This is a genomic window from Mycobacterium sp. E735, assembly GCF_001666955.1.
Taxonomy (GTDB): Bacteria; Actinomycetota; Actinomycetes; order Mycobacteriales; family Mycobacteriaceae; genus Mycobacterium.
In genome coordinates, this window is the sequence record NZ_LZIX01000094.1 from 1 (window position 1) to 14,850 (window position 14,850).

Sequence of the window (14,850 nt, forward strand, 5' to 3'; positions counted from 1 at the left end):
GTGCCCCGCGAGACCTTCGCCATGCGCGCCACGTCCTGCACACTGGTGCGCTGGATGCCCAGCTGGGCGAAGCATTCGTTTGCCGCGTCGAGAATCTGGTCACGGCGGTCGACGTCGGCGCGGGCCGCCGATTCGCTGGTGACCGGATCAGTCAACATCTCACTCCTACGAGGCCAAGGGCGGTGATCTCAGCTCTTCATGCTACGCGACGTGCGGCTTTGCGCCCGGGAGCCGCACCGGCCCTGCGAAGACGGCCGCACCCCCGGATCGTTCGCACGCGGGGGTCGAGGCGGGTGTACTAGGCACCGCCGCGGCGATCTGCAATCATTGGATAATTGAACGCTTAATGTTCCATTGTTACATCGCAGCAAGGAGTGGTCTTGTCTCGTCTCGAGGACAGATACGCGCTGGTTACCGGCGGGGCTCAGGGGTTGGGCGGGGCCATCGCCGAGGAGTTGGCCAGCCTGGGCGCTCACGTTTCGATCGTCGATCTCAACGGGGAGAAGGGCCTTGAGCGCGTCGAGCGAATTCGGGGCAATTCCGGGCGGGCCTCCTTCATCAGGGCCAACGTCGCCCACCGCGATGCGATTGAAGCCGCCGTTCAGGAGGCGGCGGAAACCGGGGGCGGCCGCATCGACGTCTTGGTCAACGCGGCGCAGTTCTTCGCGATGCCGAAGGCGCTGGAATTGGTCACCGATAAGGATTGGGAGCTTTCCGAGGCCACGGGGCCCAAGGCTACGTTCCGGTTCATGCAGCTCTGCTTTCCGTTCCTGCGCGAGTCGGGGCGGGCGTCGGTGATCAACTTCGTGTCGGGCTCCGCCCTCGCCGGCATCGCCTACACCGCTCCGTACTCGGCGGCCAAGGGCGCGGTGGCGGCGCTGACCAAAGTGGCCGCCAACGAGTGGGCTCGCCACCGCATCCGCGTCAACGCGGTGTGCCCGTTCGCCCTTACGGAGGCCCAGGAGAAACTGATCGGCACCGAATGGGACAACTACACGCGGACGGCCGCGGCTTCGCCGATGAAGCGCGGCGCCAGCCCCGTGGAGATCGCGCCCGCCGTGGCCTTCCTCGCCGGGGACGACGCGGCGTTCGTGACCGGCACGGTGCTCCACGTCGATGGGGGCATGACCGAACTGTCGACGGTGGACTACTCGCAATCGCCGGGAGTGTTTGGCTAGCAGTCGAATCGCCTATATACCCCATGACTCACCTACCAGACACTTCCCGGCCGGTTCCGGCGCTGACGGCTCTAAGTCGGCCCTTCTGGACCGCCGGCGCCGACGGAGTGCTGCGCATGCAACGCTGCACCGACTGCGGGCGGCTGTGTCACCCGCCCGCGCTGCTGTGCCCTGTCGACCACGCGGCGACCGAGTATGTCGACCTCAGCGGCCGCGGGTTCGTCGAGTCCTGGACGGTGAATCGCCATCAGTGGTTCCCGGGGTTCGCGCCGCCCTATCTGATCGCATTCGTCACTCCGGTCGAGGACAGGAGGGCACGCCTGCTGACCAACCTGGTGAACGTTCATCCCGCCGAGGTCACCGCGAACATGCCCGTTCGCGTCACGTTCGATCGATGCCTAGACGGTGAAGACGAGGTGTTCATTCCATTGTTCGAGCCGGAGCGCTGGTGAATAACGGGGTGACCGATCGGGCGGTCATCAGCGGTATCGGTCAGTCGGCAATCGGCCGCCGGCTGGGGCGGGATCCGCTGGAGCTGACCGCCGAAGCGTGTCTGGCCGCGGTTGCCGACGCGGGTCTGTCGTTGGCCGACATCGACGGGCTCACAACATATCCCGGGTCGTCGCAACCGGGCGTCGGGTTCTCGGGGGCGTCGTTGCGGGACATCCACGACGCGCTGGGAATCCAGCCGAACTGGGTCGCCGGGGGAGTGGAATCCCCCGGGCAGCTGGGCGCCGTGGTGGACGCAATGCTCGCTGTCGCGGGCGGGCTTGCCGACCACGTCCTGTGTTGGCGCAGCATCTGGGAGGGCACGGCTCAGGGCGCCGGCCGGCGCAAGGGGTACGGGTCTGGCGGCGGCCGCCCCGCCGGGATGCTGGGCTGGCAGATGCCATTTGGTGCGACGGCGGCCAACCTGGCGGCGCTGCAGGTTCGCGCGCGAATGCTGCGGTACGGCCTGACTCGGGAGCAACTCGCGTCGATAGCCATCGCGCAACGGGCCCACGCCGCCCGCAACCCCACGGCGATCTATCGCGACCCACTCGACCTGGACGCCTATCTGGGCGCGCGCATGGTTTCCGACCCGTTGTGCATGTTCGACTGTGACATCGCCTGCGACGGGGCGACCGCTTTCGTCGTTTCGCGTGCCGAGCACGTCGCGGGGCTGGACCACCCGGGGGTGGCGGTCGAGGCCCTCGACTGCGCCCACCACGACCGGTTCACCTGGGAGGGAGGTGAAGACATCACCCGCATCAGTTCGCGCTGGTCCACGATCTGGGATCGCACCGACTTCACCATCGCCGACGTCGACGTGGCCTCGTTGTATGACGGGTTCAGTGTCTTCGTGCTCTGCTGGCTGGAGGACTTCGGTTTCTGCCCGGTCGGCGAATCCGGCGCGTGGGTCGCCGATCCGGGGCGCATCTCGCTGGGCGGACAATTACCCATCAACACTGCCGGAGGGCAGCTATCCGGAGGACGTCTGCACGGCTTCGGGCATCTGCATGAAGCGTGCCTGCAGATCCGTGGCGAGGCGGCCGCGCGACAGGTCGACGGCGCGAAGCTGGCCGCGGTCGGTGTCGGGGCGGCCAACAGCGGCACCACCGCGATGCTGCTGCGGCGGGCCTGAGCATGCCGTCGTGCACAATGATCATGCGACTCCGAGGAGGCAGTTGATGGCCGAAGATCAGGCGCCGAAGTTGGGCTTCATCGGGCTGGGCAATCTTGGTGCGCCCATGGCCAAGCGGCTGGTCGGCTGGCCGGGCGGGTTGATCGTTTTCGACGTAAGGCCGGATGCGACAACGTCATTCGCCGACGCGGGAGTGCAGGTCGCCGGCACCGTGGATGATGTGGCGGCCGCAGACATCATCAGTGTCATGGTGCTGAACGACGAGCAAGTGCGCGACGTGGTGGCACGGCTCGCCCCGCGAGCCAAGCGCGGCACCGTCATCGCGATCCACTCGACGATAGACCACAGAACCGCAGTCGAACTCGCGGCCGAACTGGAGCCGACCGGCATTCACGTCATCGATGCACCGGTCAGCGGCGGCGTGGAAGCGGTGAAGACGGGTGACCTGGCTGTCATGGTGGGTGCCGAACGGGACGTCTACGAGCGCGTCAAGCCGGCCTTCAAGCAGTGGGCGTCGATGGTGGTTCACGCGGGGGCACCCGGCTCGGGGACCCGGATGAAGCTGGCGCGCAACATGCTGACTTTCACCTCTTTTGCGGCCGCCTGCGAAGCGATGAAGCTCGCTGAGTTGGCGGGTCTTGATGTGCAAGCGTTCAGCCGGGTCGTGCGCCACACTGACGCACACAGCGGCGGCACCGGAGCGATGATGTTCCGCGACGACATGAGCAGGCCGCTGGCCCCGGATCACTTCCTCTACCAGCCCTTCCTGCACACCCGGGAATTGGGAGAAAAGGATCTCAGCCTGGCGCTCGGCCTCGGCGGCGAGGTGGGCGTCGACCTGCCGCTGGCGCAGATCGCTCTGCGGGATCTCGCCGAAGGGCTCGGCGTGCCCCACGCCGCTGCGACCGAGTCTCAGTGATCAAGACTTGGCGAGGCTGGTCGACGCGACCTATCCACCGATCCATCACGGCCTGATACCTCTGCTCGGCCACGCTCAACTCCCTCATCCAGGGAGTGTCACGGATCAACCGAAGTAGGTGTCACGCATCAACCGAAACACTGTCACCCATCAGCCGAAGACGAAATGTCACACATCAGCCGAGGTCATAGCAGGCCTTGAGTGCCCCCGGCAGGATTCGAACCTGCGACACCGGCTTTAGGAGAGCCGTGCTCTATCCCCTGAGCTACGAGGGCGGACCGCCTGAGCTTACCGGCCGCTTGCGCACCGACGGGCTCAGCGCAGCTCCGCGATGACGTTCGCGAAGTTCTTGATGTGGTTGTCCTGCACTGTGACGGACGTGACCCCGTACTTCTCGCGGTAGAAGTTCAGCCGGTCGGCCATCTCGCGCGGCGTCCCACTCAGCACCGAGGTCTGCTCGAGCAGCTCCTCGTCGGACAGCTCCGGGGCATATTGCCGGGTCATCCTCAGGTCAGGCATGGTCTCACCTTCGGCCGGCAGAGCGGTGATCGCCAGGTTCAACTCCAGCGAGTCGAATCGGTCGCCGGCGGCGCTGCGGACGAACTCGATACGTTCGGTCAGCGGATCGTCGGCCTCCTTCACCCGCGAACCGGTCAGCCCGATGATGTGGGCGTGCTGGGCGGCGATGGTCAACACCCGGTCGCCATTGCCGGCGATGAGGATCGGCGTCTTCGGGTGATGCTCTTCGAGATAGTTCGTCATGTGTTTCAGGTAGTCGACCCGCGCGCCTGCGCTGGGATACGGCAGCTCGGCCGCCTCGAATTCCTCTCGCACGTAACCGGTTCCAAGCCCGATCTCGAGACGGCCGTCGCTCAGCTTGTCCACGTCGCCGAGGTCCCGGCTGAGCAGGGCCGGCTTGTAGAAGGCGGCGTTGAGCACATACATGCTGAGCTTGAGTCGCGTGGTGACCATGGCGGCCGCGGTAAGCGCGGCGATCGGGGAGGCCGCCCCCAAATGGTCCGGCACACAGAGAATGTCGAATCCGACGTCTTCGGCACGCTTCACCTTCTCGACGAATGCCTCGCGCGATTTGATGAAGCGCATGCTCATTCCGAAACGAAAATCCTTGGCCACCAACAACTCCATTCAACAGACGAGGACAATTACCAGCTACGAGCCGCTTCCGCCAGGCCGTGCACCAGGGCGCTGGTCACCGGTGACAGCCCGTCACCGCCGGGCAACGGGCTGCGCGGGCTGATGCCGCGCACGCGCGGGGACAGCTCCAGCTGGGTACCGCCGTCGCGCACCCGGTTCACCGGGTTGCCCGGATGCAGCCCGCGCAACTCCGGCGGGATGTCCTCGAGGTCGGTGATCACCTGATAGCCGGTCAACTGGATGTGCCGGGCCAGGTGGGCGGCCAACGCACGGTTGCGCCCGCCGGCCAGCAGCTGGGTGCTGCGCCCGATGCGGCCGTAGCCGTGCAGCGACACCGCAACGTCGACGTGGTCGAGGAATTCGGCGAGCCGTGGTGACTCGGCCGGGTCGAATCGCGCCGACGGCAGGTGGTGCGGGTAGCGGTCGGGGTGACGCAGCACGTACACCGACGCGTCGGCGGCGGCGGCCGCGCGTTCGGCGATCACGTCGGTCATCTCCTCCAGCCCGCCGCCGTGGATGGCGAGGAAGCCGAAGCGCGAACGCAATTGGCTGGCCTCGCTCACCCCGGGTTCACTCAGCAACGCTGAAAGGGATTGCGGCGCAGGCCCGGACGCCAACGCACGCCGCGGCCAGCGTGCGGGATCCCAGCGGCGCAAGAAGTCGATCCAGCGTGGCGGCAAACCGTGCTCGACGGCACCGTCGATGATCTTGGGCAGGTAGCCAGGCCGGGGCGGACCCGGTGTCACGCGATGGTCGATGTAGACCCACGCCGGCGACGGCCCGACGTCGCTGTGCACGGTCAGCCGGTCCCGCCGGTAGCGCACCGGCACGCCTTCGGCGCTGTCGAGGGTCGCCAGGTCACCGTCGGAGATCTGCCAGATCACGCCATGCACCTGATTGCCGGCGCACGGTTCGACCGTGGCCACACCGCGCTGGTTGATCAACCAGTCGTGATCGGACAGGACGGCCGGCCGCGGATCGGCGGCGTCGGGACACCGCAGCGCCATCTGCCTGACGCACAGGTTCGAGCCATATGCGAAGTAGGCATGCCGGCGGGCCGGCATTTAGCCGGTCACCGTCAGCCAGATGAGCACCACGTTAAGCAGACTAATCATTACGCCGACGGCCCAACCAATAATCGTCGTGACGCGATGATTGGTGTCGTCACCCATAAGCTCGCGGTCACTGGTCAGCTTCACCAGGGGAAGGACCGCGAACGGTATGCCGAACGACAGCACGACCTGAGAGAGCACCAGGGCGCGCGTGGGGTCGAAGCCGAACGCGAGGATCGCCAGGGCGGGGCACACGGTGATCAAGCGGCGCAGCAGCATCGGGATCCGGCGGTGCAGCAGGCCTTGCATGATCATGGCGCCGGCGTAGGCGCCCACCGACGACGAGGCCAGCCCGGACGCCAGCAACCCCACGGCGAACAGCACCGCGATGGTCGGGCCCAGCGTGTGGTGGATCGCGGAGTAGGCGCCCTCGATGGACGCGCTGATGTCGCGGTGCTGCAGGTTGATCGCGGCGACCAGCAGCATCGCGGCGTTCACGGTTCCCGCGACGGCCATCGCCAGCACGACGTCCAACCGGGTCACCCGCAGCAGCAGGCGTCGATGCGCGCCCTCGGCGGGATGCCCGTGCCGGTCAAGCACCAGGCCCGAATGCATGTACACCGCGTGCGGCATCACGGTGGCGCCCAGGATGGCGGCGGCAAGCAGGACGCTCTCGGTGCCCCGGAATCGCGGCACCAGCCCGCCGAGCACGGCGTCGGGCGGCGGGGTCTTCACGAAGAAGCTGGCCGCGAACCCGATGGCGATGACCAGCAGCAGTCCGGTGATGACACGCTCGAAGATGATCTGCCCGCGCCGGTCCTGGATGGCCAGCAGCAGCAGGGACACCACCCCGGTGATGACCCCGCCGAGCAGCAGCGGCAAGTCGAACAGGATCCGCAATGCTATTGCGCCGCCGACGATTTCGGCCATATCCGTCGCGATCGCCACCAGTTCGGCCTGAGCCCAGTAGACCAGCCGGACCGGGCGGCTCATCCGCTTGCCGATGGCCGCGGGCAGCGAGCGTCCGGTCACCAGGCCGAGCTTGGCCGACAGGTACTGCACCAGGCCGGCCAGCGCGTTGGCCACCACGATGACCCACAGCAGCAGGTACCCGAACTGGGCGCCGGAGCTGACGTTGGCGGCGACGTTGCCCGGATCGACGTAGGCGATCGCGGCGACGAAGGCAGGCCCGAGCAGATACCAGCTGCTCTTGAGCGTGGCCTGGCTGCTCTGCGTCAACGTGCACCCTCGATTCATACGGCCGAATAAGAAAGTGAGGTTAGCCGAACACTGTGGGCACGCCGAAGGACACCCACTGGTGGTCCACGTCTCGCCGGGCGCCGGTGACGCCCTCGTCCCACGTGCACCCTGCTATACCCGCGGGTGCGGCCGCCTACTCGGGCAGGTAGAGCCCCTTGCCGGTGATCAGCGGCAGGTCGAGCGTCGTCACGATTCCCGGCTCGGCGGCCACCACGGCCGGAATCGCGTTGACCACCCGCATCGCGGTGGCGACCAGCCCGGCGTGGTTGTGGTCGCCCTTGCGGCTGCTCAGGCAGATGTCCATGGCGTAGGACGGTTCGCCGGTGATCTCGATGCGGTAGGACCCGCCGTGCTGGGCGGGCTGTGGCCACTCGGGGCACAGGTCCTCGCGCAGCCGGGTGACGTGTTCCAGGACGACGACGGGGTCGCCGTTGACCATGCCGAACACCTCGAAGCGCAGCGCGGCGGCGCTGCCCTTCGGGATATGCCCCGACGCGATGTCGAAGTCCTCGGGCGCCGGCACTCGCACGTACTCCTGCGCGACCGAGTCGAGCGAGATGCCCAGGCCCGCCGCCAGCTGGCGCACCACCGAGCCCCACGCCAGGCTCAGCACGCCGGGCTGCAGCAGCATGGGGATCTCGTCGAGCGGCTTGCCGAAACCCATCACGTCGAACATGACGGCGGCGCTGTCATAGGTGGCGTAGTCGACGATCTCCATGCAGCGAATCTGCTGGATGTTCTGACAGGTGCCGGCCAGCGCCATCGGCAGCAGGTCGTTGGCGAAGCCGGGATCGATCCCGTTGACATAGACGCTCGAATTGCCTTCGCGCGCAGCGTCTTCGATGGGCTTGATGAGCTCCTCGGGGATGACCTCCCAGGGGTATTGCAAGAAGACCGGGCCGCTTCCGACGATGTTGATGCCGGCCGCCAGGACCCGCCGGTAGTCCTCCAGCGCCTCGGGCAACCGGTTGTCGGCGAGCGCGTTGTAGACGGCGCATTGCGGTCCGGTGGCAAGCACGGCGTCGAGGTCGGCGCTGGCCAGCACGCCGGTCGAATCGGAAAGTCCGGCAAGCTCCGCCGCGTCCTTTCCGGCCTTGGCGTCCGATGACACCCAGACGCCCTTGAGGTCGAACGCCGGGTTGGTGATGAGCGCTCGCAGCGCGTGGACGCCGACGTTGCCGGTGCCCAATTGGACGACGGGGATTCCCATGACGGGCTCCTTAGTGGGTGGTTGGTTCATGACCGCGAGCAGACGCAAAGTCGCATGAACTGCGGGGCGCGCATGCGACTTTGCGTCTGCTCGCGCGTCAAGCGGTCACAGATCCGGGACGGGGATGTCGAGGTTGGGATAGGTGAGGCCGCCGTCGACCTCCAGCGTCTTACCGGTCAGGAAGCTGCCGGCCGGGGACGCCAAATACACTGCGGCCGCCGCGATGTCGACGGGATCGCCGAGCCGGCGCATGGGGGTGGCCTTCTCCATCGGCGCGCGCAGCTCGTCGTTGGATGCGACCACGTCCAGCGCGGAGGTGAGGATCGATCCCGGCGCGATCGCGTTCACCCGGATGCGCGGGCACAGGTCCAGGGCGGTCAGCCGGGTGTAGTGGGACAGCGCGGCCTTGGCGGTGCCGTAGGCGGCGAAGCCGCGGCCGGCCAGCCGGCCCATGGTGGAGGTGATGTTGATGATGCTGCCCTCACCGGAGTGCTCGAGCATGAGGGGCACCGACGCGACGGTCAACGCGTGGGCGGTGGCGACGTTGAAGGTGAACGCGTCCTTGAGGTCCTTGGTCGAGGTGGTCAGCAGCGTGTTCGGCATGGTTCCGCCGACGTTGTTGACGACGATGTCTAGTCTCCCGAAGGCCTCCACCGCCTGGCCGGCCAGTTCCGCGGTGGCCTCCGGGTGGGCGAGATCGGCGGCGACGATGTGCGCCCGCCGGCCCGCGGCGCGAACCTGTTCGGCGACGCCTTCTAGTTGCGATTCCGTGCGCGAGGCGATGAGGACGTCGGCGCCCGCCTCGGCGAAAGCCAGCGCGATGGCCGCCCCGAGGCCGCGGCCGGCACCGGTGATGACGGCGACTTTGTCGTCGAGACGAAATCTGTCCAGGATCATTGCGGCCTCTCTTCGCCCAAGTTGTCAGCCGACACGGTAGCAAGCCGCGCCGTGTCGGATGCGGCATTTCTGGAACAGGTTCTACTTTTGCATATGGGCGAGGAGGCGCAATGCCCCACGCCCATTCCCGGCGGCCGGAACCGGCCGGTCGAAATTGTGTGTGAACACCGTGCCGGGACGGGCTCGGCGCATCTCGCGTCCACTGCGAGAACATTCACCCGGCGTTAGCCTCTTAGTGCCGACCGTTTGGCCGGCGCGCACGGCTATCGAATGGTGGCGATCATGTCCGAGTTTTTCCGTCGGGGAACATATTGGGGCTGAATCGATTTGGCGCCGCGCTGAGCGCCGCGACCGTCCTGGTGCTGTCCGGCTGTGGGAGTAACGACAACGCGGCGGGCGAACGTCCCGCGCCGGGCACGTCGGCCGCCAAGGTGACCTGTGGCGGGGCCAAGTCGCTGAAGGCGAGCGGGTCGACCGCCCAGGCCAACGCGATGACCCGCTTCGTCAAGGCGTTCGAGCAGGCCTGCCCGGGCCAGACGCTGAACTACACGCCCAACGGCTCGGGCGCGGGAATCGGTGAATTCACCGGTAACCAAACCGATTTCGCGGGGTCCGACTCGCCGCTGGCCCCCATCGAATACTTCGCGGCGCGCCAGCGCTGCGGTTCGCCGGCGTGGAATTTGCCGGTGGTGTTCGGTCCGATCGCGATCAGCTACCACGTCAACGGAGTGACGTCGCTGAATCTGGACGGTCCGACGGCCGCCAGGATATTCAAGGGGGACGTCACCGCCTGGAACGATCCGGCCATTGCGGCGCTGAACCCGGGCGTCGCTTTTCCCGCCGAGCCAATCCGGGTGATCTTCCGCAACGACCAGTCGGGCACCACGGACAATTTCCAGAAATACCTGGATTCCGCGGCCAACGGCGTCTGGGACAAGGGCGTCGGCAAGACGTTCAACGGCGGTGTCGGTGAGGGGGCCAAGGGCAACGACGGCACGTCGGCGGCGGTCAAGGCCACCGAGGGGTCGATCACCTACAACGAGTGGTCGTTCGCCCTGGCGCAAAAGCTCAACATGGCCAGGATCGTCACCTCGGCGGGCCCGGACGCGGTGGCGATCAGCGCCGATTCGGTGGGCAAGACGATCGCAGGCGCGGACTTCACCGAGGAGGGCAACGACCTGGTCGTCGACACCTTCTCCTTTTACCGGCCGACCCAGCCCGGTTCCTACCCGATCGTGCTCGCGACGTACGAGATCGTCTGTTCGAAGTACCCGGATCCCCAGGTCGCAGCGGCCGTGAAGGCGTTCCTGCAAAGCACCGTCGGCGCGGGGCAGAACGGCCTGGCGGACAACGGCTACATTCCCGTTCCCGAGTCGTTCAAGTCCAGGTTGTCGGCGGCAATCGACGCAATTTCGTGACCCCTCCCGCCCCGGCGTGCGGCTCGCCCGCAAGCCGCCTTGGCCAGCGACAATCGGCCGACGGCAATTTGCCCAACGTTAACCTTCTTGCTGTTAGCTTCCTTGCTGCGAGAGACGGCTCCTCGCCGGACAGCGGCTAAGAGAACGTCGCCAATCACGTTTCATCCCTACCGTTAGGAAGTGACTTGAAACTCAACCGATTCGGTGCCGGGCTGAGCGTCCTGACCGCTGCTGCGCTGGCGTTGTCGGGGTGCGGAAGCGACAACAATGCCAACGGCGGGAGCGGCGGGACGAGCGGCTCGCCGTCGGGCAAGGTCAGCTGCGGCGGAAAGAAGACCCTGAAGGCGAGCGGGTCGACCGCCCAGGCCAACGCGATGACCCGCTTCGTCAACGCCTTCGAACAGGCCTGCCCAGGCCAGACGCTGAACTACACCGCCAATGGGTCGGGTGCCGGAATCAGTGAATTCAACGGCAACCAAACGGATTTCGGTGGCTCGGACTCGCCGCTCGCGGCCAAGGAATACGCCGCGGCGCAGCAGCGGTGCGGCTCCCCGGCGTGGAACCTGCCGGTGGTGTTCGGCCCGATCGCCATCACCTACAACGTCAAGGGCCTGAGTTCGCTGAGCCTGGACGGTCCCACCGCGGCGAAGATCTTCAACGGCGCCATCACGACGTGGAACGACCCGGCGATCGCGGCGCTGAACTCCGGTGTCACGTTGCCCGCCGAGCCGATCCATGTGGTGTTCCGCAACGACGAATCCGGGACCACGGACAACTTCCAGAAGTACCTTGACGCCGCCTCGAACGGCGCGTGGGGCAAGGGCGCCGGCAAGACGTTCAAGGGCGGTGTCGGCGAGGGCGCCAAGGGCAACGACGGCACGTCGGCGGCCATCAAGGCCACCGAAGGGTCGATCACCTACAACGAGTGGTCGTTCGCCGAGGCGCAGAAACTGGACATGGCCAAGGTCGTCACGTCCGCCGGCCCGGACGCCGTGGCGATCAGCGCCGACTCGGTCGGCAAGACCATCTCCGGCGCCAAGATCAGCGGGCAGGGCAACGACCTGGTGCTGGACACGCTCTCCTTCTACAAGCCGACGCAGCCCGGGTCCTACCCGATCGTGCTGGCGACGTACGAGATCGTGTGCTCGAAGTATCCCGACTCCCAGGTCGGCACGGCGGTGAAGGCGTTCCTGCAAAGTACGATCGGTGCGGGGCAGAGTGGCCTGGCCGACAATGGGTACATTCCCATCCCGGATTCGTTCAAGTCGAGACTGTCGGCTTCGATCAACGCCATCACGTGATTTGAGGTGGTCGTGACCCGAGGAGCGGTAGCCAGCCCGTCGACCACGGAAAAGCCCGCGCTCAAGGCGCTGGGGACACCGTCAGGTCGGCGGGGTGACCGGCTGTTCAAGTCAGCGGCCGCCGCTGCCGGTTCGACGATCGTGGCCGCGATCGTGCTGATCGCGGTGTTCCTGCTGATTCGAGCCGTTCCGTCGTTGCGGGCCAACCACGCGAACTTCTTCACCAGTGCCCAATTCAGCACCACCGAGCCGGGCAAGCTCGCGTTCGGCATCCGCGACCTGTTGATGGTCACGGTGCTCAGCTCGCTCACCGCGCTGGTGCTGGCGGTGCCGATCGCGGTGGGAATCGCGGTGTTTCTCACCCAATACGCACCGAAGCGGCTGGCTCGCCCGTTCGGGGCGATCGTCGACCTGCTGGCCGCGGTGCCCTCGATCATCTTCGGGTTGTGGGGCATCTTCGTGCTGGCGCCCAAGATCGAGCCCGTCGCGGCGTTCCTCAATCGCCACCTGGGCTGGTTCTTCCTGTTCAAGCAGGGCAACGTGTCGCTGGCCGGTGGCGGCACCATCTTCACCGCGGGCATCGTGCTTTCGGCGATGATCCTGCCGATCATCACGTCGGTATCGCGTGAGGTGTTCCGGCAGACCCCGCCCATACAGATGGAAGCGGCGCAGGCGCTGGGGGCCACCAAGTGGGAGGTGGTGCGGATGACCGTGCTGCCGTTCGGCCGCAGCGGCGTGATCGCGGCGTCCATGTTGGGATTGGGCCGCGCGCTCGGCGAAACCGTGGCGGTGCTGATCATCTTGCGTTCCGCCGCCCGCCCCGGAAACTGGTCGCTGTTCGACGGCGGCTACACGTTCGCCTCGAAAATCGCCTCGGCGGCAGCCGAATTCAGCGAACCGCTGCCCACCGGCGCCTACATCGCCGCGGGATTCGCGCTGTTCGTCTTGACGTTCGTCGTCAACGCGCTGGCCCGCGCCGTCGCCGGCGGGAAGGTCAACGGATGACGGTCAACGTGTTCGACCGGCCGGTCAAAGCACAGGCGTTCCGGCCCGTCAGCGTCCGGCGGCGGCTCACGAATGACGCGGCGACGGTCTTCTTCGTCGCCTCCTTCCTCATCGCCCTGGTGCCGCTGGTCTGGGTGCTGTCGGTCGTGATAGCCCGGGGCTGGTACGCGGTCACCCGGACGGGTTGGTGGACTCACTCGCTGCACGGCATCCTGCCGGAGCAGTTCGCCGGCGGGATCTACCACGCGCTGTACGGGACCGTGGTGCAGGCCGGGGTGGCCGCGCTGCTGTCCGTGCCGCTGGGGCTGATGACCGCGGTCTTCCTGGTGGAATACGGGTCGGGCCGGCTGGTACGGCTGACGACGTTCATGGTCGACGTGCTCGCCGGGGTGCCCTCGATCGTCGCCGCGCTGTTCATCTTCAGCCTCTGGATCGCCACGCTGGGATTCCAGCAGAGCTCGTTCGCCGTCTCGCTGGCGCTGGTCTTGCTGATGCTGCCGGTGGTGGTGCGGTCCGCCGAGGAGATGCTCAGGTTGGTGCCCGACGACCTGCGGGAGGCCAGCTACGCGCTCGGCGTACCCAAGTGGAAGACCATCTTGCGGATCGTGTTCCCGATCGCCATGCCCGGCATCGTCTCCGGCGTCTTGTTGTCCGTCGCGCGGGTCATCGGCGAAACCGCTCCCGTGCTGGTGCTGGTGGGCTACAGCCGCTCGATCAACGTCGACATCTTCCACGGGAACATGGCCTCGCTGCCGCTGCTGATCTACACCGAACTCACCAATCCCGAGCACGCCGGCTTCCTGCGCATCTGGGGTGCGGCGCTGAGCCTGATCATCATGGTCGCCGTGATCAACCTGATCGCGGCGGCGACCCGGTTCCTGGCGGCCCGCAGGCGCTGAGCACGCGCCCGGTCGGGTTCAGGACTTCGCCGCGGCCTTCTTGGCGGTTGTCTTCTTCGCCGCCGTCTTCTTCGCGGTGGTCTTCTTGGCGGCCGTTTTCTTGGCCGGTGCCTTCTTGGCGGGAGCCTTGCCGTCACCCGAACGCGCCTTCACGCTGGCCTCCAGCTTGGCCAGTAGGTCGGACACGTCCTCGGTCTCGTCGAGTTCCTTCGGCTGTTCCTCGGTGGTAAAGGCCTCGCCGCCTTCGAGTTTCGCGTCGATCAGCTCCTGGAGCTGCTCCTGGTAGGTGTCGTGATAGCGGTCCGGGTTGAACTCTTCGGCCATCGACTCCACAACCTGACCGGCCATTTTCAGTTCCGCCGGCTTGATCTCGACCTCCTTGTCTAGCACCGGGAAGTCGGGGTCACGGATCTCGTCGGGCCACAGCAGGGTGTGCACCATCATCACGTCGCGTTTGCCGAAGTCCTTGACGCGCAACGCCGCCAGCCGCGTCTTGTTGCGCAGGGTGAAGTGGACGATCGCCATCCGATCGGTCTCGGCGAGCGTCTTCGCCAGCAGCACATACGATTTCGACGATTTTGAATCCGGCTCCAGGAAGTAGCTGCGGTCGAACAGCATCGGGTCGACCTCTTCGGCCGGAACGAATTCCAGCACCTCGATCTCCCGGCTGCGTTCTTCGGGCAAGGTGGCGATGTCGTCGTCGGTGATGATGACCATCTGGCCGTCGTCGGATTCGAAGGCCCGGGCGATGTCTCGGTATTCGACGACCTCCCCGTCCACCTCGCACACGCGTTGGTATCGGATGCGGCCGTTGTCCTTGGCGTGCACCTGATGGAACTTGATGTCGTGGTCCTGGGTGGCGCTGTATACCTTGACCGGGACGTTGACCAGCCCGAACGCGATCGAGCCCTTCCAGATGGAGCGCATGTAAG

General features: G+C 66.6%; 15 protein-coding genes and 1 tRNA gene. 8 read left to right on the top strand and 8 right to left on the bottom strand.

Translation table 11 applies throughout. From position 1 onward, the window contains the following. Positions 1-158, bottom strand: a 158-nt coding sequence (locus tag A5704_RS29540; RefSeq protein WP_156675642.1) for a TetR/AcrR family transcriptional regulator, incomplete at its 3' end; no start/stop codon positions are given. Positions 159-380: 222 nt separating this feature from the next. On the opposite strand from A5704_RS29540, the gene A5704_RS07595 reads away from it, so the two are divergent. From A5704_RS07595 to A5704_RS07610, 4 genes are read left to right on the top strand one after another with little or no spacing between them, the layout of a single operon-like run. Beyond that, complete coding sequence (locus tag A5704_RS07595) at positions 381-1,178, top strand: SDR family NAD(P)-dependent oxidoreductase (protein ID WP_067277377.1); 798 nt, start codon at positions 381-383, stop codon at positions 1,176-1,178. A 23-nt stretch (positions 1,179-1,201) separates the two neighbouring features. Further along, positions 1,202-1,630: a Zn-ribbon domain-containing OB-fold protein gene (locus A5704_RS07600; RefSeq protein WP_067888255.1), complete on the top strand. Its 429-nt coding sequence runs from the start codon at positions 1,202-1,204 to the stop codon at positions 1,628-1,630. An 8-nt stretch (positions 1,631-1,638) separates the two neighbouring features. Then, on the top strand, positions 1,639-2,802 hold the full coding sequence (locus A5704_RS07605) for a thiolase family protein (RefSeq protein WP_231968911.1): 1,164 nt from the start codon (positions 1,639-1,641) through the stop codon (positions 2,800-2,802). Positions 2,803-2,848: 46 nt separating this feature from the next. Then, positions 2,849-3,721 (top strand): NAD(P)-dependent oxidoreductase, encoded by an 873-nt coding sequence (locus A5704_RS07610; protein ID WP_067760400.1) that lies wholly within the window; start codon positions 2,849-2,851, stop codon positions 3,719-3,721. A 202-nt stretch (positions 3,722-3,923) separates the two neighbouring features. On the opposite strand, the gene A5704_RS07615 is transcribed toward A5704_RS07610, so the two are convergent. From A5704_RS07615 to A5704_RS07640, 6 genes are all read right to left on the bottom strand, one after another. Next, positions 3,924-3,996 (bottom strand) — tRNA-Arg (locus A5704_RS07615). 40 nt (positions 3,997-4,036) lie between these two features. Then, positions 4,037-4,861 carry an LLM class F420-dependent oxidoreductase gene (locus A5704_RS07620; protein WP_082954798.1) on the bottom strand — a complete coding sequence of 275 codons (825 nt, stop codon included), beginning with the start codon at positions 4,859-4,861 and terminating at the stop codon, positions 4,037-4,039. A 23-nt stretch (positions 4,862-4,884) separates the two neighbouring features. Then, on the bottom strand, positions 4,885-5,940 hold the full coding sequence (locus A5704_RS07625; RefSeq protein WP_067888260.1) for a poly-gamma-glutamate hydrolase family protein: 1,056 nt from the start codon (positions 5,938-5,940) through the stop codon (positions 4,885-4,887). Further along, a complete protein-coding gene (locus tag A5704_RS07630; protein WP_067753709.1) occupies positions 5,941-7,167 on the bottom strand; it encodes an Nramp family divalent metal transporter in 1,227 nt (408 codons plus the stop codon). Positions 7,168-7,321: 154 nt separating this feature from the next. Further along, positions 7,322-8,398 carry a diacylglycerol kinase gene (locus A5704_RS07635; RefSeq protein ID WP_067888263.1) on the bottom strand — a complete coding sequence of 359 codons (1,077 nt, stop codon included), beginning with the start codon at positions 8,396-8,398 and terminating at the stop codon, positions 7,322-7,324. Between the two features lie 105 nt (positions 8,399-8,503). Further along, positions 8,504-9,295 carry an SDR family oxidoreductase gene (locus tag A5704_RS07640; protein WP_067753703.1) on the bottom strand — a complete coding sequence of 264 codons (792 nt, stop codon included), beginning with the start codon at positions 9,293-9,295 and terminating at the stop codon, positions 8,504-8,506. Between the two features lie 311 nt (positions 9,296-9,606). Between A5704_RS07640 and pstS (A5704_RS07645) the strand changes: the two genes are divergently transcribed. The 4 genes from pstS (A5704_RS07645) (at position 9,607) to pstA (ending at position 13,918) form a co-directional block, all read left to right on the top strand. After that, entirely contained in the window at positions 9,607-10,713 is a 1,107-nt protein-coding gene (pstS, locus tag A5704_RS07645; protein WP_067888267.1) for a phosphate ABC transporter substrate-binding protein PstS, read from the top strand. 185 nt (positions 10,714-10,898) lie between these two features. Continuing rightward, a complete protein-coding gene (pstS, locus tag A5704_RS07650) occupies positions 10,899-12,014 on the top strand; it encodes a phosphate ABC transporter substrate-binding protein PstS (protein ID WP_067888270.1) in 1,116 nt (371 codons plus the stop codon). A gap of 6 nt (positions 12,015-12,020) precedes the next feature. Next, positions 12,021-13,019: a phosphate ABC transporter permease subunit PstC gene (gene pstC / locus A5704_RS07655; RefSeq protein ID WP_067888273.1), complete on the top strand. Its 999-nt coding sequence runs from the start codon at positions 12,021-12,023 to the stop codon at positions 13,017-13,019. Further along, positions 13,016-13,918, top strand: coding sequence for a phosphate ABC transporter permease PstA (gene pstA, locus A5704_RS07660; RefSeq protein WP_067753691.1), 903 nt, complete (start codon positions 13,016-13,018; stop codon positions 13,916-13,918). The genes pstC and pstA overlap by 4 nt, the downstream gene beginning before the upstream one ends. An 18-nt stretch (positions 13,919-13,936) precedes the next feature. Here the strand turns inward: pstA and A5704_RS07665 are convergent, their stop codons facing one another. Further along, entirely contained in the window at positions 13,937-14,845 is a 909-nt protein-coding gene (locus A5704_RS07665; RefSeq protein ID WP_067753687.1) for a Ku protein, read from the bottom strand. Between the last annotated feature and the right edge of the window lie 5 nt (positions 14,846-14,850).